A 23,244-nucleotide genomic window follows, 5' to 3' on the forward strand; every position below is an offset into this window, starting at 1 on the left:
CTCTTTAAAATCAAGCCCGAACCTGCCGGGTTTTATGCCCCCGAAAGCATACATGAGGTTAACTGAACCTCAACTTGGCGGGCGAATGAACCCTTAAAAATCCTGACCAACTTAAACCCCACCTGTGGATAACCCGGCGCACCCCGCGAAAATCCAACGAACTAGCCTCGCGGTAGGGTGTGGATAAGCTGTAGGCACCCCCTCTTAAGTGGGTTCAGCTGTGGGTTTATCGAACGAAACACGACCCTTGCACCACATCATCTTGTGGTGAAGAAAAATCTCGACACTAGATGTAGTATTAATACTCGGTTCCACCACTACGGCACTTTTGACCGCCCTGCCCCAGCGCAGGAAGCCGCCACACCCCACTAGAAGGGGCAGCGGACGGCACCGCGCCCGCCGTAAACAACACGTGGTGAACCACAAACGAAACACGCCAGATTCATTCACGAGATAACCCCGCCTGAGCGGGAGAAAGTAAGAGGCACTCCCATGGTAGTGACCGTGTACACCAAGCCCCAGTGCGTCCAGTGCAACATGACCTACCGCGCCCTCGACGCGAAGGGTATCAGCTACGTCAAGGTTGATATCACCGAAGACGCTCAGGCCCTCGAAATGGTCAAGTCCCTCGGCTACATGCAGGCACCCGTTGTCATTGCAGGTGACGAGCACTGGTCCGGCTTCCAGCCCGACAAGATCAACGCTCTGGCAGCCTAACAACCCTGCCGAACCCGTACAAACGGAAAAATCGGCACGACCTCACACCGGCACACGAGATAAGGAGTACACGTTGAGTACCGCCCTCACGCCCAACCCCGTCGACGAGCACGCAGAAATCCGCAAGATCCTTCTGGATGCACGCAACGCCTCCGAGGGTCGAGCGACCGAGGTCGGACTGGACGACACAGCGCCACTCATCGTGTACTTCTCCTCCATCTCCGGTAACACCCACAAGTTCGTGGAGAAGATCCGTGCCCGCCGCCTCCGCCTGCCGCTGCGCACCGGCGAAGACACCCTCATTCTTGATGAGCCGTTCGTGCTCATCGTCCCCACCTACGGCAAGCCTGAAGGCGCCGGTAACGTTCCCCCGCAGGTGGTTAAATTCCTGAACGTGGAGCAGAATCGCCACCACATGCTCGGTGTGATTGGCTCCGGCAACACCAACTTTGGTCCGCTCTTCGGTATCGCGGCAGACATTGTCGCCAAGAAGTGCGACGTACCGGTGCTCTTCAAGTTTGAGCTCATGGGCACCGATTCAGATGTAGAAAAAGTCAACGAAGGATTGGAAGCATTTTGGACGCAAAACTGCCCTCAGCACTAGAAACTCTCGGTGCGGGCCACAGCGGCAAGAGCGTGCCCGAGAAGTTCAAGGGTATGAGCTACCACGAGCTGAACGCACTGCTGAACCTCTACGATGAGAACGGCCAGATTCAGTTCGATGCAGACCGTCAGGCGGCACGACAGTACTTCCTGCAGCACGTCAACAACAACACCGTCTTCTTCCACGACCTGGAAGAGAAGATCGAGTACCTGATCGAGAACCAGTACTACGAGCCGGAACTCTTCGACAAGTACAACTTCCAGTTCATTAAGAACCTGTTCAAGCGCGCCTACGCCGTGAAGTTCCGCTTCCCGACCTTCCTGGGTGCCTTCAAGTTCTACACCTCCTACGCGCTCAAGACCTTCGACGGTCAGCGCTACCTGGAGCGTTTCGAAGACCGCGTCTGCATGGTCGCACTGCTGCTGGCAGAAGGCAACGAGAAGCTCGCCGAAGACATCGTCGACGAGATCATCTCCGGCCGTTTCCAGCCGGCAACCCCGACCTTCCTCAACGCAGGTAAGAAGCAGCGCGGCGAGCTCGTCTCCTGCTTCCTGTTGCGCATGGAAGATAACATGGAGTCCATCGGTCGCTCCATCAACTCTGCACTGCAGCTCTCCAAGCGCGGCGGCGGCGTGGCATTCGCCCTGACCAACCTGCGCGAGTCCGGTGCGCCCATTAAGAAGATTGAGAACCAGTCCTCGGGCGTTATCCCCGTCATGAAGCTGCTGGAAGACGCCTTCTCCTACGCAAACCAGCTCGGCGCACGTCAGGGTGCCGGTGCCGTGTACCTGCACGCACACCACCCCGACATCTACGCCTTCCTGGACACCAAGCGTGAGAACGCTGACGAGAAGATCCGCATCAAGACCCTCTCCCTGGGCGTTGTCATCCCCGACATCACCTTCGAGCTGGCGAAGAAGAACGAGGACATGTACCTCTTCTCCCCGTACGATGTGGAACGCATCTACGGCGTGCCCTTCTCCGACATCAACGTCTCCGAGAAGTACTACGAGATGGTCGACGATGCACGCATCACCAAGACCAAGATCAACGCGCGTGAGTTCTTCCAGACCATCGCAGAGATCCAGTTCGAGTCCGGCTACCCGTACGTGATGTTCGAAGACACCGTCAACCGCGCGAACCCCATCGCCGGTAAGGTCATCATGTCCAACCTGTGCTCCGAGATTCTGCAGGTTTCTGAGCCGTCCACCTACCACGCTGACCTCGGCTACGAGACCGTCGGTAAGGACATCTCCTGCAACCTCGGTTCGCTGAACATTGCACTGACCATGGACGGCGAAGACTTCGGCAAGACCGTGGAAACCGCGATTCGTTCGCTGACCTCCGTCTCCGACCAGTCCGACATCCGCTCCGTACCCTCCATCGAGCGCGGCAACAACATGAGCCACGCCGTGGGTCTGGGCCAGATGAACCTGCACGGCTACCTGGCACGCGAGCACGTCTACTACGGTTCCGAAGAAGCGCTGGACTTCACCAACATGTACTTCTACACCGTCGCCTACCACGCAATCCGCACCTCCATGCAGATTGCTAAGGAACGCGGCCAGCGTTTCGAGGGCTTCGAGAACTCGAAGTACGCATCCGGTGAGTTCTTCGCCAAGTACATCGAGAAGGAATGGGAACCGCAGACTGAGCGTACCCGCGAACTGTTCGCTAAGCACCACATCCCCACCCGTGAAGAGTGGATTCAGCTGGCTGCTGACGTGGCACAGTACGGCATGTACAACCAGAACCTGCAGGCTGTTCCGCCGACCGGCTCCATCTCCTACATCAACGGCTCGACCTCTTCGATTCACCCGATCGCTTCGAAGATTGAGATCCGTAAGGAAGGCAAGCTCGGCCGCGTCTACTACCCGGCGCCGTACATGACCAACGAGAACCTGGACTACTACCAGGACTCCTACGAAATTGGTTACGAGAAGATCATCGACACCTACGCTGTAGCAACCCAGCACGTGGACCAGGGCCTGTCGCTGACCCTCTTCTTCCGCGATACCGCAACCACCCGCGATATCAACCGCGCCCAGATTTACGCATGGCGTAAGGGCATCAAGACCATCTACTACATCCGTCTGCGTCAGATGGCTCTTGAAGGCACCGAGGTTGAAGGCTGCGTATCCTGCATGCTCTAGCCCGAATGCTGTGACGCATTCAGCCTGAGCTGGCACACTATAACTAAAGACTGGAAGGGGCGGTTACGGTGAACACGCAAACCGCCTGCGCGACTGGCTGGGCGCGCGTGGGACCGTAACCGCCCCTTAAGAATCGGAGAATTACTAATGAGCGAAAAGGTGAAGCTCGTCGACCACGTGGTTGAGGCTATCAACTGGAACCGTATTGAGGACGAGAAGGACCTTGAGGTTTGGGATCGTCTGACCGGTAACTTCTGGCTGCCGGAGAAGGTGCCGCTGAGCAACGACGTGCCCTCCTGGAAGACCCTGACCGAGGAAGAGAAGCAGCTGACCATGCGCGTCTTCACCGGTCTGACCCTGCTGGACACCATCCAGGGTACTGTCGGTGCAGTGTCCCTGCTGCCGGACGCTGTGACCGCGCACGAAGAGGCCGTGTACACCAACATTGCGTTCATGGAGTCCGTGCACGCAAAGTCGTACTCCTCGATCTTCTCGACCCTCGCCTCCACCAAGGAGATTGACGAGGCATTCCGCTGGGCTTCTGAGAATGAGCACCTGCAGAAGAAGGCGAAGATCGTTCTGTCCTACTACACCGGTGACGACCCGCTGAAGAAGAAGGTTGCCTCCACCCTACTGGAGTCCTTCCTGTTCTACTCGGGCTTCTACCTGCCTATGTACTGGTCTTCGCACGCGAAGCTGACCAACACCGCTGACCTGATTCGTCTGATTATTCGTGACGAGGCAGTGCACGGCTACTACATTGGCTACAAGTTCCAGCAAGGCCTGGCGAAGGAGTCCGCTGAGCGTCAGGCAGAGCTGAAGGAGTACACCTTCAACCTGCTGTACGAACTGTACGAGAACGAGGTGGCGTACACCCACTCCCTGTATGACGGTGTGGGTTGGAGTGAGGACGTTAAGAAGTTCCTGCACTACAACGCTAACAAGGCTCTGATGAACCTGGGCTACGAGCCGATGTTCCCGGCGTCTGTGACTAATGTGTCTCCGGCGATCCTGTCGGCGCTGTCCCCGAACGCTGATGAGAACCACGACTTCTTCTCCGGTTCCGGCTCTTCCTACGTGATTGGTAAGGCTGTGAACACCGAGGACGAGGACTGGGACTTCTAAGGCTGAAACTTCTAGGCTTGGGACTTCTAAGCCCCTTCTCGCTGCGAGATATCAGGCTGAGATAAACCGAGCGGAACCCCCGCGTATCCACTATGGATGCGCGGGGGTTCCGCCGTTTAACCGGGCTATTCAACGTGCCGGGATGTCCAGGATTCCCCGGTTTAACCTGGTGTGGAAGCGCTGGGGAAGCGGGGGAGTGGGAGCAGTTTTGCGGGTTCAGATTGTCGGAGTTTTTGCCTTCACCCCGTAGCATAAAAAATCATTGATATATCGGGGCGCGGGGCGTACTATTGGACTACTATCCCACAACCCCTAAAGGAATATCATGCGTTCAGTTGTTATGGAAGCCCCCGGCAAGGTCGTCGTCAACGAAGTTGAGAAGCCGACCCTGCTCGAACCCACCGACGCCATCATCAAGCTCGCAGCATCCTGCATCTGCGGCTCCGACCTGTGGCCCTACCGCGGCGCAGACGCAAAGCCCGTCGACCACCGCGCAATGGGCCACGAATACATCGGCGAGGTCGTAGAAATCGGCTCCGAGGTCACCACCGTAGCCCCCGGCGACTTCGTCGTAGGCTCCTTCTGCATCTCCTGCGGCGAGTGCGAAACCTGCACCGCAGGCTACCCCTCCCGTTGCCTCAAGGCAATCGCAGCAGGCGACACATTCATCGGCATGCGCTCTAACGGCACCCAGGCAGAATACGCCCGCGTACCCTTCGCAGACGGCACCCTCGTCAAGACCCCCGCAACCCCCACCGAAGAGCAGATCCCGCACCTGATGGCGGCATCCGACGTGCTCGGCACCGGCTGGTACGCAGCAGACGCAGCGCAGGCAGGCCCCGGCAAGACCATCGTCGTTATTGGCGACGGCGCAGTCGGCCTGAGCGCAGTCATCGGCGCTAAGCAGCTCGGCGCGGAGAAGATCATCATCATGTCCCGCAACCCCGAACGTCAGGCGCTCGCTAAGGAATTCGGCGCAACCCACGTCGTGGAAGAGCGCGGCGAAGAGGGCATCGCCAAGGTTCTGGAGCTCACCGACGGCGTGGGCGCACACGGCGTTGCTGAGGCTGTTGGTACCCAGCAGTCCTTCGACCAGGCACTCGGTTGCGTACGCCACGGTGGTTACATCGGCTTCGTGGGCGTGCCGCACGACAGCTCCATCGGCACCGATAAGCTCTTCGACAAGCAGGTTCACCTGGAGGGCGGCCCCGCCCCCGTGCGCAAGTACCTGCCGACCCTCATTGACCTGATTTACAAGGGTGAAATTGAGCCCGGTAAGGTGTTCGACCTGGTTCTGCCCATCGACGAGGCAGCTAAGGGTTACGAGGCAATGGACCAGCGTACCGCCACCAAGGTTCTGCTGACTATGCCGTAATAGCCGCTCGTATCGTCGGTTCTTGTGCCTTCTTACACCGGCAACCCGACGTGTATGCGCTACTGATCCCCGCACCGACCCTGTTCACTCCATGTGAGCGTAGGGTACCGGTTGCGGGGATTAGTGCTTTAAAAATTGAGTTTATTTGCCACCTTCCGGCGAGGTGAGGGACAAATGCGTGAGCCAAGGCATAGAATAAAAGAGCATGATTCGTACAACTCGAAGGATGACAATGACGAAGAAGCCTTTCCCTTCCGACCTCGAAATCGCACTTGCCGCCGATCTTTGGCCCATCAACAAGATCGCAGCGGACAACGGCATCAGCGAAGATCGCCTTGAGCCCTACGGCAAGTACGTCGCTAAGGTCCTTCTCGACGAAACCACCAACGCAGAGACCGCCCGCAAGCGCGGCTCCAAGTACATCGTGGTTACTGCAGTCACCCCCACCCCGCTCGGTGAAGGTAAGACCGCAACCTCCGTCTCCCTCGCACAGGGCTTCGCCCAGACCGGCCGCAAGGCAATCCTGGCGCTGCGCCAGCCCGCAATGGGCCCGACCTTCGGCATCAAGGGCGGCGCAGCAGGCGGCGGCTACTCCCAGATCGTTCCCATGGAGAAGCTGAACCTGCACCTGACCGGCGACTTCCACGCCGTCACCGCAGCACACAACCTGCTTGCCGCAATGATCGACAACCACCTGCACCACGGCAACGAGCTGCGCATCGACCCGCGCGCAATTGAGTGGCGCCGAGTCATCGACATGAACGACCGCTCCCTGCGCAACATCGTCGTGGGCCTGGGCGAACGCATGGACGGCGTGACCCGCCAGACCGGTTTCGACATCACCAGCGCCTCCGAAATCATGGTGATTCTCTCGCTGGCAACCTCCTTCAAGGACCTGCGCGAGCGCCTGGCAAAGATCGTGATCGGCCTGAACTACGATGGCGAGCCCGTCACCGCAGCCGACCTGAAGGCTGACGGCGCAATGGCTGTCATCCTGGCAGACGCCATCAACCCGAACCTGCTGCAGACCCTGGAGCACACCCCCGCGCTGATTCACGCGGGCCCCTTCGGCAACATCGCAACCGGTAACTCCTCCGTGGTCGCCGACTACGTTGGCCTGGAGTACTCCGACTACGTGATTACCGAGGCTGGCTTCGGTGCCGACATGGGTGCGGAGCGTTTCTTCAACGTCAAGTGCCGCGTCTCCGGCCTGAAGCCCGACGCAGCAGTGCTCGTCGTTACCGTGCGCTCCCTGAAGTCTCACTCCGGCCTGTACAAGATCGTTCCGGGCAAGCCCCTGCCCGAAGGCATGCTGCAGGAAAGCCCCTCCGACGTGGAGAAGGGCGCAGAGAACCTGAAGAAGCACATCGAGATTGTGCGCAACTTCGGTGTTCAGCCGGTCGTGGCAATCAACGCCTTCCCGACCGACTTCGAGTCCGAGCACGAGACTATCCGCCGTATCGCTGAGGAAGCTGGCGCTCGCGTCGCTATCCACCGCGGTGTGGCTGAGGGCGGTAAGGGCACCACCGACCTGGCAGACGTGGTTGCTGAGGCATGTGACGACGTTTCGGACCTGAAGTACACCTACGATCTTGAGGACTCCATCGAGACCAAGATCGAGAAGGTTGCGACCAAGGTCTACGGCGCGGACGGCATCTCCATTGCTCCCGCCGCCGCTAAGCAGCTGAAGCGTTTCGCTGAGCTGGGCTACTCGCACCTGCCCGTGGTCATCGCGAAGACCCACCTGTCCATCTCTTCGGATGCAACTCTGAAGGGCGCACCGACCGGCTGGACCCTGCCCGTGCGCGAGGTTCGCCTGGCTGCAGGTGCAGGCTACGTCTACGCTATCTGCGGCACCATGCGCACCATGCCGGGCTTGAGCAAGAGCCCCGCAGCTGAGCGCATCGGCTTTGACGAGAATGGCGTGATGGTCGGCCTGTCCTAAGGCTTGTCCTAAAGCGGCTGTTCCAGCTGATTTATAGCTAGTGGAGGCGGCGCTCCTTCCCCACAGCGGGGGAGGGGCGCCGCCTTTGCTGTGCCCTATGGTGCTCTCTGTAGTGATTATAAGGGGAAGTAGAGTACCTGAAAACGGGGGAGTGAAGGATTCTGAAACCCCTGGTGGAGGGGTCTTTCAACCTTTCATTGAGGCTTCTAGAGCGCCTGTTTTGAGGGTGAAATTGGTACGTGCTGGTTAATAATTGGGCTCTATTTGTGCTTAAAGGTCAGGTTTTATTAAACAATCTATAGAGGTTGATTTTTTAGTGACACACTGTCTTGCATTTTGTGAAAATATGGTATTGACTAGGTACTTTGTTTTTTGAAAGATGTTTTTTTGGGTGGCTCTAGGGAGCCTTTTGGGTGAGGTATTGTTATTGTTTTGTAATAAAACCTCTACTTTAGGGGGTACCTACAGGGGTAAAACAGACCAATTGATTTTGCCCTCGCGCGAATAATTGTGCAGATTTTGAACGGTGAGCAGTACATTTTTTCCTGCTCATGAAGTTGCAAGTACTTGAAGATACTTTCACCTTAACCCTCTACTTCCGCAGAATACCGGGCTAAAACTGGGTATTGAACCTTTGGGATTGCCGAGTGTGGAGCTTAAGTTAAAGGTGCACCGAAGTGCCAAAAGAGGGAAATTCTAAAATTATTTTGGGTGAAATAAGTCACGCTAAAACTCGAAAAAAATGAAATTGGTACGTATGGATACCCTAAAAAACACCTGTTTTTATTACAGAATGATTACAATGAGGCGCGGGTCACTAAATCCGGCTCTCCGTACCAAATTGGGTGGTAAAACAGCCCCCAAAAAGTTCGCTACTATTGAGTCATCAAGTAATCGTGAGATTTCCAAAGTCCTCGGGTTGCTTGTGTTTGAGTGAGTGATAGATACCCCTGGGTGTCATGAGAAGCGACTGTGTATCGATGCGCAGTCGCTTCTCTGTTTAACTTTTGAATTTCAGTGGAACCTCAGCCGGGCGGGATCCAGCCGGGCTGAATCCAGCCGGAACCTAATCCGCGCTGAACCCAATCTGTATCGAGCGTGCTCCAGAATCTGTTCCCTGTGCATCCCGCACATGCATCCCGCACAGGCAACCCGTACATGTACCCCGCGCGTTCAACGCCGAATGCGCTGATAGGGGAGTATTACGCATAGGTGCCTGCTGTGCGGTCACAACCCCTACACTGGAACTATGACTACTTACCCCGAACCCACCCTCATCTTTGAGAACCCCGAACTGACCGTCCGTGCGTTCAGCGTCTCCGAGATGGACAACAGCGTCTACCTCATCACCATGCGCGCCACCGGCGAGCAGGTACTCATCGACCCCGCAGACGACGCAGAAGAACTCTACGCCTACACCCTCGACGCGCTCCTGCACGACTGCCCGCAGCTCGAACTGGCAGACGGCGAAGAACGCCGCGTGCGCGTTATGGAGAGGGACGAGGACTTCAACTCCCTCAAGCCCCGCGCAATCGGTCTGACCGGCATCCTGGTCACCCACGGCCACTGGGACCACATCCGTGCCATTAAGGAGCTCGACCGCCTCACCGGTGCCGTCACCTCCGCAGGCGCCGCTGACGCAGCCGCTATTAAGGAGCAGGAAGACTACACCGTCGAAGAGGAGCTGACCGGCGGCGAAAGCTTCGACTTCTATCTCTCTGACACCGTCATTCACGCCCTGCACGTGCCCGGCCACACCCCAGGATCCATCGTCTACACCCTCGAAACCACCTGGGAAGACGGCACTCCCGCAACCCTGCTGTTCACCGGCGACGCTCTCTTCCCCGGCGGCGTGGGCAAGACCGACTCCCCGCAGCAGTTCGGCGAGCTCTTCTCCAACGTGCTCGAAAAGCTCTTCGGCGGCTTTGAAGACGACGCCATCGTACTGCCCGGCCATGGCCGCTCCACCACCCTCGGCGACGAGCGCCCCCACCTGGAAGAGTGGGGAACCCGTGGCTGGTAAACCGCGCCTGACGAATTGCGCCTCCTAGTCCGCCTCATATAAGTACTGCACCCTCATGCCTTCACCGGCCGCATAATCCCACCGGTGAAAGGTATGAGGGTGTAGAATTTAAGTTCGAAGATTAAGACGAAAGGATTTTCGATGACACCCCGCCCGGCACACGGAAGCACCGCACTCAAAGCGAACGACCTGACCAGCATCCGGGTTCAGGGCGCCCGCGAAAACAACCTCAAGAACGTAGACCTGACCATCCCGCGCGATGCGATGGTCGTCTTCACCGGCCTCTCCGGTTCCGGTAAGTCCTCCCTCGCCTTCGATACCATCTTTGCGGAAGGTCAGCGCCGCTACGTTGAGTCGCTGTCCTCCTACGCGCGCATGTTCCTCGGACAGGTCGACAAGCCCGACGTAGACTTCATCGAGGGCCTCTCCCCGGCGGTGTCTATTGACCAGAAGTCCACCTCCAAGAACCCGCGCTCAACCGTCGGTACCATCACCGAAATCTACGACTACATGCGTCTGCTCTGGGCGCGCATCGGCCACCCGCACTGCCCCGAATGCGGCGAAGAAATCACCCAGCAGACTCCGCAGCAGATCGTGGACATTCTGCAGGAGTATCCCGAACGCACCCGCCTGCAGATTCTCGCGCCCGTCGTCAGCGCACGTAAGGGCGAGTTTGTCGACCTCTTCAAGGACCTGCTGACCCAGGGCTATTCGCGCGCCCGCGTGGACGGCGAAACCGTGCAGCTCTCCGACCCGCCCAAGCTCGCCAAGCAGTACAAGCACACCATTGATGTGGTCGTCGACCGTATCGTCATTAAGGACGGTATTCACCAGCGCCTGACCGACTCCATTGAAACCGCGCTCAAGCTCGCCGACGGCCGCGTACTCATCGACTTCGTGGACCGCGAGCAGGACGACCCCGAACGCACCCGCTCCTTCAGCGAAAACCTCGCCTGCCCCAACAACCACCCGCTGCAGATCGACACCATCGAGCCGCGCGCCTTCTCCTTCAACTCGCCGTTCGGCGCATGTAGCGCCTGCGATGGCATCGGCTCGCGCCTGGAAGTAGACACCGAACTGCTCGTACCCAACCCCGACCTGACCCTCGGCGAGGGCGCTATCGCCCCCTGGTCACAGGGCAAAGCAACCACCGAATACTGGCTGCGCCTGCTCGCAGGCCTGGGGGAGGAGCTCGGCTTCGACCTGAACACCCCCTTCAAGGACCTGCCCGCCAAGACCCGCGCCGCCATCCTGGACGGCAAGGACTACAAGGTTGAGGTGTCCTACCGCAACCGATTCGGCCGCGAACGCCGCTACACCTCCGGGTTCGAGGGCGTGAAGGCGTACATCAAGCGCAAGCACGAAGAAACCGAATCGGACTTCGCCCGCGACCGCTACGAACAGTACATGCGCCAGGTCGCCTGCCCCTCCTGCGGTGGCGCGCGCCTGAACCCGACCATCCTCGGCGTGAAGGTCGGAGGCCAGTCCATCGCAGACATCACCGACCTGTCCCTGGCTGACGCGCTCGCTTTCGTGCGCGGACTGCAGCTCAGCGCCCGCGAAGCCAAGATTGGCGAGCAGGTCCTCAAAGAAATTGACGCGCGCCTGCAGTTCCTGCTGGACGTTGGCCTGGATTATCTGACCCTCTCACGCTCCGCCGGTACGCTCTCCGGCGGTGAGGCGCAGCGCATCCGCCTCGCAACCCAGATTGGTTCGGGCCTGGTCGGCGTGCTCTACGTGCTCGACGAGCCCTCCATCGGCCTGCACCAGCGCGATAACCGCCGCCTCATTGAAACCCTGACCAAGCTGCGCGACATGGGCAACACGCTTATCGTGGTTGAGCATGACGAAGACACCATGCGCGAAGCCGACTGGATTGTGGACGTAGGACCCGGCGCCGGCGAACACGGCGGCGAAATCGTGCACTCCGGCAGCTTTGAAGAGTTGCTGAAGAACACCAAGTCCATTACCGGCGACTACATGGCTGGCCGCCGCAGCATTGAGGTGCCCGCATCCCGCCGCTCCGTGGACAAGGAACGCCAGCTGACCGTGCGCGGCGCCCGCGAAAACAACCTCAAGAACGTGACCGCGTCCTTCCCGCTGGGCGTGTTTACCGCGGTGACCGGCGTGTCCGGCTCGGGTAAATCCACCCTCGTCAACGACATTCTGTACACCTCCCTGGCGAACAAGCTCAATGGCGCCAAGCAGGTACCCGGCCGCCACAAGAGCATCGACGGCCTGGAACACCTGGACAAGGTCATTCACGTGGACCAGTCGCCCATCGGCCGTACCCCGCGCTCGAACCCCGCCACCTACACCGGCGTGTTCGACCACATCCGCAAGCTGTTCGCAGAGACCAGCGAAGCGAAAATGCGAGGCTACACCCCCGGCCGATTCTCCTTCAACGTCAAGGGCGGCCGCTGCGAGGACTGCTCCGGCGACGGCACCCTGAAGATTGAAATGAACTTCCTGCCGGACGTGTACGTGCCCTGCGAAACCTGCCACGGCAAGCGCTACAACCGCGAAACCCTCGAAGTACACTACAAGGGCAAGACCATTGCAGACGTACTCGAAATGCCCGTGGAAGAAGCCGCAGAGTTCTTCGCCGCGTTCACCCCGATTGCGCGCCACCTGAACACCCTCGTGGACGTGGGCCTGGGCTACATTCGCCTGGGTCAGCCCGCAACCACCCTCTCCGGTGGTGAAGCGCAGCGCGTGAAGCTCGCAACCGAACTGCAGAAGCGCTCCAACGGTCGCTCCATCTACGTGCTGGACGAGCCGACCACCGGTCTGCACTTTGAAGACATCCGCAAGCTGCTCGCCGTGCTGCAATCGCTGGTGGACAAGGGCAATAGCGTCATCACCATCGAGCACAACCTGGACGTGGTTAAGTGCGCCGACTGGATTATCGACATGGGCCCCGAAGGCGGTAGCGGCGGCGGCACCGTCATCGCTGAAGGAACCCCGGAGCAGGTGGCTCAGGTGAAGGGCTCGCACACCGGCGCGTTCCTTGCAGAGATTTTGAGCTAGTTGAGATCCTGAACTAGTCGAGAACTTGAACTAAAGGAAACCTACGTGACTGATACTCAAGGAACCGAACCTAACTCGGGAGCCGAGCGCTCTGCGGGTGCTGCGGGCTTTGGCGCGCGCCGAGACACTGTGAACCGGGGTGTTGTGAATCGTGGCGCTGTGACCACCGCGGACCGTGCGCGGCACATCCTGCACACCCAGCTGGAGGCGGACTTTTGCCAGGCACCCGGCTCGATTAGCCGCGCCCTTCAAGAGCTACGCGACTACCCGGAAGCCGAGAGCCTGCCGCTGCTCGCCACCGTGCAGCCGCCCTCCGAGAAGATGGGTGCCGCACGCCGCCGCAACGACGACATTTGGGAGTTGCGCGTCGCCAACTATGCGAGCGTCGGCATTCTCTGCGCCAAGCATCCGCGCGTGCTCGACAGGGCAATCGACTACATGCTCGGCGATCAGTCGAACTGGCTGGGTGACTACGCGCCGCTGCGCCAGCTCAATGAACTGGTCACCCCCTACACGCTGCAGGTCAGCGGCACGAGCGTCTACTACACGCCCGGCCGCGCCCTGCTGAACTCGGTCGTACCCGAGGGTGTGCAGGCGCAGGAAGTGAAGTGCGCCGTGCCCGGTGTGGGCATGATGCGCCGCGTTGACCCCGCCGAACTGAAGGCGGCGCTGCTTGCCGAAATCACCGGCGAGCGCACCATCCGCAGGGAGGCAAACGCCTCCGCGGGGGCACTTGAGGTTGACCCGGAAGACACGGAGGCGCGCGTAACCCGCCTGCGCGTGGAGCTGCTGGACGCTGAGCAGATTGAGCGTTTCCGCGGGGATAAGCGCTACTCGAACGCGCTGGGCTTTAGCGTGACCCGCCCGGATGTGCTGGTGCTCGCCGCATACCCGGTGGAAGAGGATGCAGCTGATGTACCCGCGGCGGGGGAGAGCGACCCTGCGCTCGCAGACCCTATCGCCCTCGTGGGTGTGAGCGACGATTCGCCGATAATGCGCCAAATCGGTATCGATGTGCTGCCCGCCTGGCGCGGCGCCGGCATCGCCAGCGTGCTGGTGCGTGATGCCGCACGTCTGACCCTGGCGGAAGGGTACCTGCCGTTCTACGGTACGAGCCCCTCGCACATCCTCTCGCAGAGGGTCGCGATGAACGCCGGGCTGGTGCCGACCTGGTGGGAGTACGTCTCGACCAGTCTGAATGACCTGCCCATGGACTAGGTTTGCTTACAGACTAGATTTGCCCGCGCTAGGCATAACGGACATGCGCAAAAGCCCCCGAGATTCAGAGTCTCGGGGGCCTTTTGTCGCTGGTTTCGCGGGGCTCAGGCTTACGAGGGGGCCTGAGTTTCACGCGCCGTGAATTTCGCGTGCTAGTTTCGCGGGGCGGGGGTAGAACCTGACAGGTTACAGCTCCGCGCCGTTGCTGGCAATCACCTCGCGGTACCAGTGGAAGGACTTCTTACGGTAGCGCTCCAGGGTGCCGGAGCCATCGTCGTTGCGGTCCACGTAGATGAACCCGTAGCGCTTGGACATCTGCGCGGTCGAGGCGCTAATCATGTCGATGCAGCCCCATGTGGTGTAGCCGAGCACGTTCACGCCGTCCTCGATGGCTTCACGCACCGCGCGCAGGTGCTGGCGCAGGTAGTCGATGCGGTAGTCATCCTCCACGGTGAGCTCACCGTTCACCTCAACCAGTTCGTCGCGGGCGCCCAGGCCGTTCTCCACGATGAATAGCGGCTTCTGCCAGCGGTCCCAATACTGGTTGAGGACCACGCGCAGGCCGGTCGGGTCGATCTGCCAGCCCCATTCGCTGGAGGGCAGGGTCGGGTTCGCCACGCCACCGAGGATGTTGCCCTCGCCGCGCTCGCCTCGTGCCGGGTCGCCGGTCGCGCAGGTGGACATGTAGTAGCTGAACGACACGAAATCCACAGTGTTCTTCAGGTCCTCGCGGTCCTGCTCGGTGATGTTCAGCTCCACACCCTTCTCACGCAGGGCACGCAGGAAGTAGCCGGGGTATGCGCCGCGCACGTGCACGTCACCGAACGCGAAGTTCGCCTGCTCCGCCTGCAGTGCGGCGAGTACGTCGGCGGGGTCGGGGGTGAGCGGGTAGGTGGGCATGGCAAGAATCATGCAGCCGATCTGTGCGCCCGGTGCCAGTTCGCGTGCCGCAGCGGTGGCGCGCGCGGAGGCGACCAGCTCGTGGTGCATCGCCTGGTAGAGGTCGGCGTCGCTGAGCTGATCCGCCGGGGTGTTGATGCCACCGGACATGAACGGCAGGTGCAGCATGGAGTTGATTTCGTTGAAGGTCAGCCAGTACTTCACGCGCTTGCCGTAGCGGGCGAACACGGTGCGGGCGTAGCGTTCGTAGAAGCCGATGAGTTCGCGGCTGGTCCAGCCGTTGTACTGTTCGACCAGGTGCAGCGGGGTTTCGTAGTGGCTGAGGGTGATGAGCGGTTCCATGCCGTGCTTTTCGAGCTCGTCGAGCACGCGGTCGTAGAAGGCGAGGCCCGCCTCGTTCGGGGTTTCTTCGTCGCCGCGAGGGAAGATACGCGACCAGGCGATGGAGAAGCGGAAGACCTTGAAACCCATCTCCGCGAGCAGGGCGATGTCTTCGCGGTAGCGGTGGTAGAAGTCGATGCCTTCCAGCTTGAGGTTGTCCTCGGTGGGTTCCGCGGTGCGGGGGTACAGGCCGCCGGCGGGTAGCACATCCTGCAGGCTGGGGCCCTTGCCGTCTTCGTTCCAGGCGCCTTCGAACTGGTTGGCGGCGGTGGCGCCTCCGAAGAGGAAACCGGCGGGGAATGCGCCGAGCGGCTGCGGCTCGGTCAGCGCCGGGTTGGAGTTTGGCAAAGAGGTAGTCTGGGCGGTGATGTGCTGGTCCTGGTGCACGGCATCCTCCAAGGTGTTGTGGGGTTTTCTTCTACCCTAGCGGAGGGGGTGGGGGAATACTAGGATTTGCCCTGTTTTAGGAAGCTAGCGGGCGCGTAAAAGCCCGGTGTTCTCACACGAAAATTCACGTGAGAACACCGGGCTTTCTACAGCGCTTTTACGCTGAGCTAAGCCGCCGCGGGGCCTGCGCTACTAGTTGGCGAAGCCGAGCGCGAACAGCCATGCGGTACCGACCGCACCCCAGATGACGAGGTTCACGATAGCCGCCATGAAGCCGATCTTGAACCATTCGCCCACGCTGAAGTAACCGGAACCGTAGTACACGCCGGCCGGGCCGGAGGCGTAGTGGGTGATGCCGCCAATCAGGTTACCCATGAAGCCGAGGAACAGCGCCGCAAACATCGGCGGAACACCCGCCGCGACGGCCGCGCCGAGGAACACAGCGTACAGGGCCACGATCTGGGCGGTGTTCGAGGCGAACATGTAGTGAATGAAGAAGTAGGCCAGAACCAGCACGGTGAAGGCCAGGGGCCAGGCCATGCCGCTGACGCTGTGGGCGGCCTGCTGGCCAATCCAGTCCACGACCTTGAGCTTCTTGAGGTGGTCGGCCATGCCCACGAGCACGGCGAAGAAGATGAGGGTGGACCAGGCGCTGGAGTTCTTCGCCATGTCCTTCCAGGTCAGGACCTTAGTCACCAACAGAATTGCGATGCCGAAGAATGCGGCGCTGGTCGCGTCAATACCGATAGAAGTGCCGGTAATCCACAGGATCAGCAGCAGCGCGAAGGTGCTGAGCATGATCCATTCCTTGGAGCTCATGGGGCCCATTTCGTGCAGTTCCCGGCGGGCGTGCTCGGGTGCGTCCGGGGTCTTCTTGATGGTCGGCGGGTAAATCTTCGACATGATCCACGGCATCACAATCAGCGCGGCAAGACCGGGAACGATAGCGGCGAGCGCCCACGTGCCCCAGTCGAGGTTGATGCCGCGGTCGTGCGCGAATTTCTGCGCCAGCGGATTACCTGCCATTGCGGTCAGGAACATGGCGGAGGTGATGGTGTTGACCTGCGCCTCGGTCATGAGCAGGTAGGAGCCGAGCTTACGGCGTGATTCGGGGGTTTCGTTGGTGGATCCGTTGACCTCGGAGAGGGAACGGATAATCGGGTAAATCACGCCACCGGCACGCGCAGTGTTGGAGGGGGTGGCGGGGGCGAGCACCAGGTCGGTGATTGCCATACCGTAGGACAGGCCGAGCGAGGACTTGCCGAGCGCACGCACGAACAGCAGTGCGATGCGCTTGCCCAGGCCGGTGATGAGGAAGCCGTCGGCGATGAAGAATGCGGCAACAATAATCCAGATGGAGGAGTTACCGAAGCCGGTCAGTGCCTCGTTCTTTGCCGCCATGGTGCCGGTAATCATTGCGGCGCCAAGGCCGACGAGCGCCACGGACGGGGTCGGCAGCGGCTGCAGGATCAGGCCGAGGATGGTGCCGACGAAGATGGCGAGCATGTGCATGCCGCGCGGGTCAACGCCTTCGGGGGCGGGAACGAACCAGATGGCGAGGGTCGCTGCGAGGATGATAGCAACGTGCAGGATCAGCTTGTTTCGCTGTTTGCGGGCTGCGCTCACCTCCTGGCTGGGGGCAGCGGCTGCTGCTGTGTTGGTGGACTGTGTCATGTCCGTACTCCTTATGTGAAACGTACAGTTTGGTCCGTGGCGGGTGGGCCGTCACGGTGTGCGCGTTTCTTCTGCGTTGTCATGCTGTGTTGTGTACTTATGGCAACGTGTGGGATGCCACGTAGTCTTTTAATCGTAATGGGTTGGATTCACGGAGTGAAGAAAATTGGTATAAAAAATGTGAATATGGCCGGGTGTATCGGCGGCTGGGATTCTGCGGGGCGTCGGCGATGACTTTGCACAGATTCAAGGGGGAATCGGCGTGAGGCATAGCGGGGGAGTGCCGCCTCTTGAACTGCTTCTGGGCCGCCCCTGAGCTGCTCCTGGGTTGCCTACGGGCCGCTCCTGAGACGCCCCGCCGACCACGCACCGTAAGTGACGGGCGTAACCGTAAAATAGGAACGTGCAGATTATTCGAGAGACCGGCCCCGACTCCGGCGATATCCTCATTCACCACGACCAGACGGTGCAGATGCTCCGCGAGGTGGCAACCGGCAAGCGTGAAGCCACCTTGCGCATGTATCAGCCGAACCCGACGGTCGCGTTCGGCCGCCGTGACGAACTGAACCCCGGCTTCGCGGAGGCCTCCGCGGCGTGCGCCGAGCACGGCTTTGAGGTGCTGGTGCGCAAGGTCGGTGGGCATGCCGCCGCCTACCATCAGGGGTGCCTGGTCGTGGACCATTTTCAGCCCGCCTCCGACGCCCGCAGCGGCAACACCCTACGCTACGAACTGTTCGGTTCCATGTACGCGCAGGCGCTACGCGAAGTCGGCGTGGATGCGCGCATGGGTGAAATCCCGGGGGAGTACTGCCCCGGCGAGTATTCGGTGCACGCGCAGCTTCCCGCCTCCGCAGGTGGCGGCCGCATTAAACTGGTCGGCACCGCCCAGCGTGTGGTGACCGGCGGCTGGTGGTTTAGCACCGGCATCGTGGTCTCTGATTCTGCACCCCTGCGGGCGGTCACCGCGGATGTGTACCGTGCCCTCGGCATGGAGCTGGACCCCGCCACGGTCGGCGCGGCGCAGGACGCGAACCCCGCCCTGCTCATGGAAGACCTGGAAGACGCCATCGTTGAGGTGTACGCCCAAAACGGTTTTCACTAGGTTGTTTTATTTCTGACTTTTATCCGTAACTTATTCGATATATCCCCACCTGAAGCGAAGGAGCATCCATGCGTTGGGCACAGATTAAAGACTCGAAGGGCAGCCGCGCGGTCTGCTTCTTCGAAGAGACCGTGTACGAGCTTCCGGCGAAGCTCAGCCCGCTACTGAATTTCTACAGCCGGTTCCGGCTGAACTTTGGCGACCCGAAGAACGCCGTGGCGATTCTGAAGGAGAACGGCGCGACCGTCATGGGTCACGGCGAGGAGCTGTGGAACTCCCTACCCTTTATTCGCCCACTGGATAAGCCCGGCAAGATTGTGTGCGCCGGCCTGAACTACCGCGACCACGCCGCGGAAATGAACCTTGAGGTGCCTGAGCATCCGGCGCTGTTCGCGAAGTTCCCGAACGCGCTGATTGGCCCCGGCGAGCAGATCCGCATGCCCGCCGCCGACGGCACCGGCAGCACGAAGGTCGACTGGGAGGTTGAGCTGTGCCTGGTCGTGGGCGCTCGCCTGCGTAATGCCACGGAGGAGCAGGCGCTTGAGGCTCTGATGGGGTACACGGTCATGAATGATGTGTCGGTGCGTGACTGGCAGGGTCGTTCTTCGGAGTGGTTCCAGGGTAAGAACTGGGATGCGATGACTCCGTTCGGTCCGGTGATTGTGAGCCCCGATGAGGTTGACCCGGTTGCCGGCCTGGAGCTGGTCTGTGAGGTGGACGGTGTGGTGCGTCAGCGCGGCACGACGGCGGATATGGTGTTTACCCCGGCGCAGCTGCTGTCCTATATTTCGCGGTTTATGACCCTGGAGCCGGGTGATCTGGTAGCGACGGGTACCCCGGCAGGGGTTGGTTTGTCGCTGCATCCGCGTCAGTGGTTGAAGCCGGGGCAGACGGTACGCACCCGCATTGAGGGTATTGGTGAGCTGGTGAATGTCTGCTCGGAGGCGGGCGCGCTGTAACTATTTTGCGCTGTAGCTAACCCGTGGCGCCGTGGTTTCCCCTGGCTCTGTGAGCAACTGCTGATGAACCCACGTGAACCCACGCGGGGGGGGGCTGCTGGCATATGCTGCGGGGCGCACCCGCGGTAGCTATAGGTGAATATATATGCACTCCGCATGTGTTTTTAAGGCACATGCGGAGTGCTTTTTTGCATTGATAAAGCCTCCGGTGGGCGGCTTGGATTCGTTACTGGGAGCTGCGTTCGGCACCTGAGGTGGGGGAATGGCGCGTATGCATGGTTACACGCTGTCAAACACACAGAAACTTTGAACTTTTACGTAAATTTTAGGGTTTTGAGTGGGTTTTGAGGGGGTCATAAGGTGAAGCGAGGGGTGCCCTTGCGGGGTGGTGGTTGCCTGAAAAATGCTCCTTGGGGGGTGGTTGGGTGCTCATTCCGATGCATGAGATGCTATCTGCCCTCAGTGCAGAATCCCAGATTGTGGTCACGTGTGAGAAATTCAACAGGGAGTTTTGGCGCGTCTTTCAGGGAACTTCAAGGTTTAAGGCTTAGTTTCCCGTGCGCATTTTTCGTTTTCTTCACATCACCCTCGCTTGACTAGGAGTAAAGCCTAAACACTGCGGTGCAAATTCTGCGTCTTCAAACACCAATAAATGCACGATGGTGCAAGGAGATGTGACTCTAAACCTGAACCTTTATCAAAAAATCGGTGCCCCAAATCACAAACTCGTTTTGCGTTCGCCCAAAAGACTATGTAGGGTATGGGGATTATCTGAGAGTTTCCTGAGAATTCCTGCCAGAAGATCGGGACCCACCCGGGCACACCCTCAGATGCATATTTCACTCACGTCCGTGTTTGTTCATACAAACGCACTCACTCAAACAAGCCGACACGAACGGAAGAAAAACATGACCGCAACTGCATCCAAAAATCCGGCACAGCGCCCGACAAACCGCCGCCGTGCCACCATCGCTGCCTCCGCAGCACTGGCAACCGTCATCACCGGCGCGAACCTCCCCGCGACCTTCGGTGCGACCGCCTCCACCCGCAACGTATCCGGTACCACCTGCGTCGACGCAGGCTACCGCACCGTGCCGACCCTCGCGAACATCACCAACGTCGCGCCCGGTCCGACCTGCTACTGGAACCCCGACCAGCAGGCACAGACCATCGACACTCTCGCACCCGTCAACTCCTCCCTCACCAAGGAGCAGCTGACCACCACCGAGAACACCTCGCCGCTGAGCGGCAAGCTCGCCAGCGACTCCTTCGCAGCCCAGAAGCTCACCGGCACCGAAGCCGTCGCGCCCAACAGCAGCGAAATTAGCCGCACCTTCCTCGAATACAGCGGCGATGCGGGCAACCACCCCGTCACCACCGCCATCAACGGCGGTACCCTCAAGAAGATTCGCACCCAGACCGTCGGCGGCCACGAAAACATCCCGACCCTCGCCGTGAACTCCGCGAACCCGCACCAGGAGTACGTCGAGGTCGTCTCCCGCGATGGCCGCGTCAACGCCAACGCAGAGAACAAGCGCATCCTCACCGGCGGCATCCCGATCCCGAACTGGCTTGCCGAGGACCACGGCCTCTCCGGCGACCAGTCCGTCGCCCTGTACGACGAGGCGACCGGCATCTGGCGCTCCTACTTCAAGTTCGTCAAGGATGCAGACGCACAGACCTACACCAGCACCGCCCGTGTGCAGGTTGGCGGTGGCAACGCGTCCACCCCCAAGAGCGCCAAGATTCAGTACGACAACGTTGGCCGCGGCAACGCAGGCCAGACCGTCACCATCAAGGCGCCCGTCAGCATTGACGTGAAGTCCGGCAACGCCCGCACCTCCTACCCGATTGCTCGCGGTGCGAAGTTCCGCCTGGCGAAGAACGTGCCCGGCGCGTCCATCAACGAGACCACCGGCGAGATTACCTACAAGATTCCCGCAGGCACCCGCGGCACCGTGGACATTCCCGTGGCGGTTGACTACCCGGCAACCTACCACGTGTCCTCCGGCGGTTACATGCTCGCTAAGCCGAACTTCGGCGGCGTGGGCGAAGACAACTACTGGCTGACCCTCAAGAACGGCACCTCCTCCGTGGTGGGCCTGGCAAATGAGCTCACCCAGATTGGTGTGGACGAGCTCAAGGCCGGCAAAATCAACCACATGGTGTCCATCACCGCGGCTGACTACGCTGCACTGGTCTCCTCCTTCCCCGCGAAGGGTACCGACGGCAAGATTGACGCGAGCAAGTACCCGAACGCACCCCGCGCAGGTCAGCGTGGCTTCCTGCCCGCAAGCTTTGATGTGGAAGAGCACCTGGCAAACACCGGCCACGCTGACGACCAGCTCACCCGCATGATCCTGACCGCAATGAAGGAATACGGCTTCATCCTCACGGACCACAACCTCTTCACCAACGCATTCAACCTGGAGGCGGCAAGCTCCTACGCGCCCTACGCCCGCCAGGGTAAGAACGTGTATAAGGAAGACCCGCAGCTGGCGGCAATGTTCGCGAACTTCGTGCCCAGCGGCTTCACCGGCAACCAGTTCCCCTGGCAGCAGGTGCAGTGGATGCCCGTGAACTACACCGAGTCCGCTGAGAACACTGCACGCCGCGAGGGCACCCAGGTTCTGCCGCAGAGCAACAACCAGGCTGCCGACTCGAACGCTGACGCGCACAAGATTGCACGCCCCGTGACCGTGCGCCGCTCCGCCGTGCGCACCCCCAAGGCCGTGCGCATCAGCGACGCCGAGACTCAGAACGCGGCAGTGAACCAGGCTTCGGACGCCGTGAAGTTCAAGTACCCCTCGGATTCCTACGGTAAGACCGGCACCGGCTCCGGCGTGTTCTACCAGCCCGCCGAGCACCACGCCACCGTCTACTCCGGCGAGACCGCAGTCGCGCAGAGTGTTCACCAGTCGCACAAGGTTTCCCCGAACTACCGTTACGCGCGCGACTACAACTTCCAGGAAATCCAGCAGACCCCGAACTTCCGCCCCAGCCGCTGGGTCAACAAGGAGAAGGTCAACACTGCTGGCGGCCAGTTCTCCAGCGCGGAGACCGGCATCCGTTTTGCCTCCAACGGCAAGACCGGCACCTACTCGATCGACCTGAACACCCACGACGTTACCGGCACCACCTGGGATCTGCGCCGCGACAACGGCACGAACATCACCGTGAACCGCACCGGCAAGGCACCCGCACGCATGTCTGATGTGAAGGCGAAGAGGGGCTCCGCCGCGCAGCTGTACTCGATCCCGCTGAAGGTTCACGTGGTCGATAAGAACAGCCCCATCGCGCGTGAGGACTCCGTCTCCCTGTACTCGGGCACCACCCAGAACGTGGCTGTCCTGAACAACGACGAAGCATCCTTCGGCGCATACAGCCGCGGCGAAACCGTGAAGAAGCTCGAGCTGCTCAACCAGCGCGGCCAGGCCGTCAGCGCATACAGCGACGAATACGGCACCTACCGTGTGGTGACCCTGCCCGACGGCACCCAGGGCATCGCGGTATCTGCTAAGAATAAGCAGGGCTTCGCACCGCTGGTCCGCTACCGCGCAGTGACTGACAAGGGCGTAAAGTCCGCTGAAGGTTACCTGCAGGTGGCAGTCGCTAACCGCTAAGGGCCCGCTAGGGTTGCATACCCGCGAG

The 23,244-nt window shown here is 60.4% G+C and carries 14 protein-coding genes; 12 read left to right on the plus strand and 2 right to left on the minus strand.

The features are described from left to right. The first annotated feature begins 492 nt into the window (after positions 1-492). The 9 genes from nrdH to HMPREF2527_RS02680 all read left to right on the plus strand — a co-directional run bounded on the left by nrdH (position 493) and on the right by HMPREF2527_RS02680 (position 14,190). Complete coding sequence (gene nrdH / locus HMPREF2527_RS02640; RefSeq protein WP_070506157.1) at positions 493-717, plus strand: glutaredoxin-like protein NrdH; 225 nt, start codon at positions 493-495, stop codon at positions 715-717. Positions 718-790: 73 nt separating this feature from the next. After that, positions 791-1,321 (plus strand): class Ib ribonucleoside-diphosphate reductase assembly flavoprotein NrdI, encoded by a 531-nt coding sequence (gene nrdI, locus HMPREF2527_RS02645; protein ID WP_049338466.1) that lies wholly within the window; start codon positions 791-793, stop codon positions 1,319-1,321. Further along, positions 1,294-3,474, plus strand: a complete 2,181-nt coding sequence (gene nrdE / locus HMPREF2527_RS02650; protein ID WP_070506160.1) for a class 1b ribonucleoside-diphosphate reductase subunit alpha — start codon at positions 1,294-1,296, stop codon at positions 3,472-3,474. The genes nrdI and nrdE overlap by 28 nt, the downstream gene beginning before the upstream one ends. A 147-nt stretch (positions 3,475-3,621) precedes the next feature. Further along, entirely contained in the window at positions 3,622-4,599 is a 978-nt protein-coding gene (gene nrdF / locus HMPREF2527_RS02655; protein WP_049338464.1) for a class 1b ribonucleoside-diphosphate reductase subunit beta, read from the plus strand. 325 nt (positions 4,600-4,924) lie between these two features. Continuing rightward, positions 4,925-5,974, plus strand: coding sequence for a zinc-dependent alcohol dehydrogenase family protein (locus HMPREF2527_RS02660; protein ID WP_070506162.1), 1,050 nt, complete (start codon positions 4,925-4,927; stop codon positions 5,972-5,974). Between the two features lie 232 nt (positions 5,975-6,206). Then, positions 6,207-7,919, plus strand: coding sequence for a formate--tetrahydrofolate ligase (locus tag HMPREF2527_RS02665; protein ID WP_070506164.1), 1,713 nt, complete (start codon positions 6,207-6,209; stop codon positions 7,917-7,919). Positions 7,920-9,168: 1,249 nt separating this feature from the next. Next, positions 9,169-9,942 carry an MBL fold metallo-hydrolase gene (locus HMPREF2527_RS02670; RefSeq protein ID WP_070506172.1) on the plus strand — a complete coding sequence of 258 codons (774 nt, stop codon included), beginning with the start codon at positions 9,169-9,171 and terminating at the stop codon, positions 9,940-9,942. Positions 9,943-10,083: 141 nt separating this feature from the next. Further along, positions 10,084-12,972 (plus strand): excinuclease ABC subunit UvrA, encoded by a 2,889-nt coding sequence (uvrA, locus tag HMPREF2527_RS02675; RefSeq protein WP_070506174.1) that lies wholly within the window; start codon positions 10,084-10,086, stop codon positions 12,970-12,972. A 45-nt stretch (positions 12,973-13,017) separates the two neighbouring features. Beyond that, positions 13,018-14,190, plus strand: a complete 1,173-nt coding sequence (locus HMPREF2527_RS02680) for a GNAT family N-acetyltransferase (RefSeq protein ID WP_070506175.1) — start codon at positions 13,018-13,020, stop codon at positions 14,188-14,190. 186 nt (positions 14,191-14,376) lie between these two features. Here HMPREF2527_RS02680 and HMPREF2527_RS02685 read toward each other — a convergent pair whose 3' ends face one another. Together HMPREF2527_RS02685 and HMPREF2527_RS02690 are read right to left on the minus strand one after the other, a co-directional pair. Next, complete coding sequence (locus HMPREF2527_RS02685; RefSeq protein WP_070506404.1) at positions 14,377-15,858, minus strand: glycoside hydrolase family 1 protein; 1,482 nt, start codon at positions 15,856-15,858, stop codon at positions 14,377-14,379. Between the two features lie 192 nt (positions 15,859-16,050). Next, complete coding sequence (locus tag HMPREF2527_RS02690) at positions 16,051-17,532, minus strand: anion permease (RefSeq protein WP_070506178.1); 1,482 nt, start codon at positions 17,530-17,532, stop codon at positions 16,051-16,053. A 403-nt stretch (positions 17,533-17,935) separates the two neighbouring features. Here HMPREF2527_RS02690 and HMPREF2527_RS02695 point away from each other — a divergent pair, with 403 nt between their 5' ends. The 3 genes from HMPREF2527_RS02695 (at position 17,936) to HMPREF2527_RS02705 (ending at position 23,216) form a co-directional block, all read left to right on the plus strand. After that, positions 17,936-18,634 carry a lipoate--protein ligase family protein gene (locus HMPREF2527_RS02695; protein ID WP_070506180.1) on the plus strand — a complete coding sequence of 233 codons (699 nt, stop codon included), beginning with the start codon at positions 17,936-17,938 and terminating at the stop codon, positions 18,632-18,634. Between the two features lie 68 nt (positions 18,635-18,702). Next, entirely contained in the window at positions 18,703-19,593 is an 891-nt protein-coding gene (locus HMPREF2527_RS02700) for a fumarylacetoacetate hydrolase family protein (protein WP_005505816.1), read from the plus strand. Between the two features lie 908 nt (positions 19,594-20,501). Then, the gene (locus tag HMPREF2527_RS02705; protein ID WP_070506182.1) at positions 20,502-23,216 is read left to right on the plus strand and encodes a Rib/alpha-like domain-containing protein; all 2,715 of its coding nucleotides are present in this window, start codon (positions 20,502-20,504) and stop codon (positions 23,214-23,216) included. Positions 23,217-23,244: the final 28 nt, after the last annotated feature.

Origin of the sequence: Rothia sp. HMSC071B01, assembly GCF_001808945.1 — a bacterium.
Lineage (GTDB): Bacteria > Actinomycetota > Actinomycetes > Actinomycetales > Micrococcaceae > Rothia.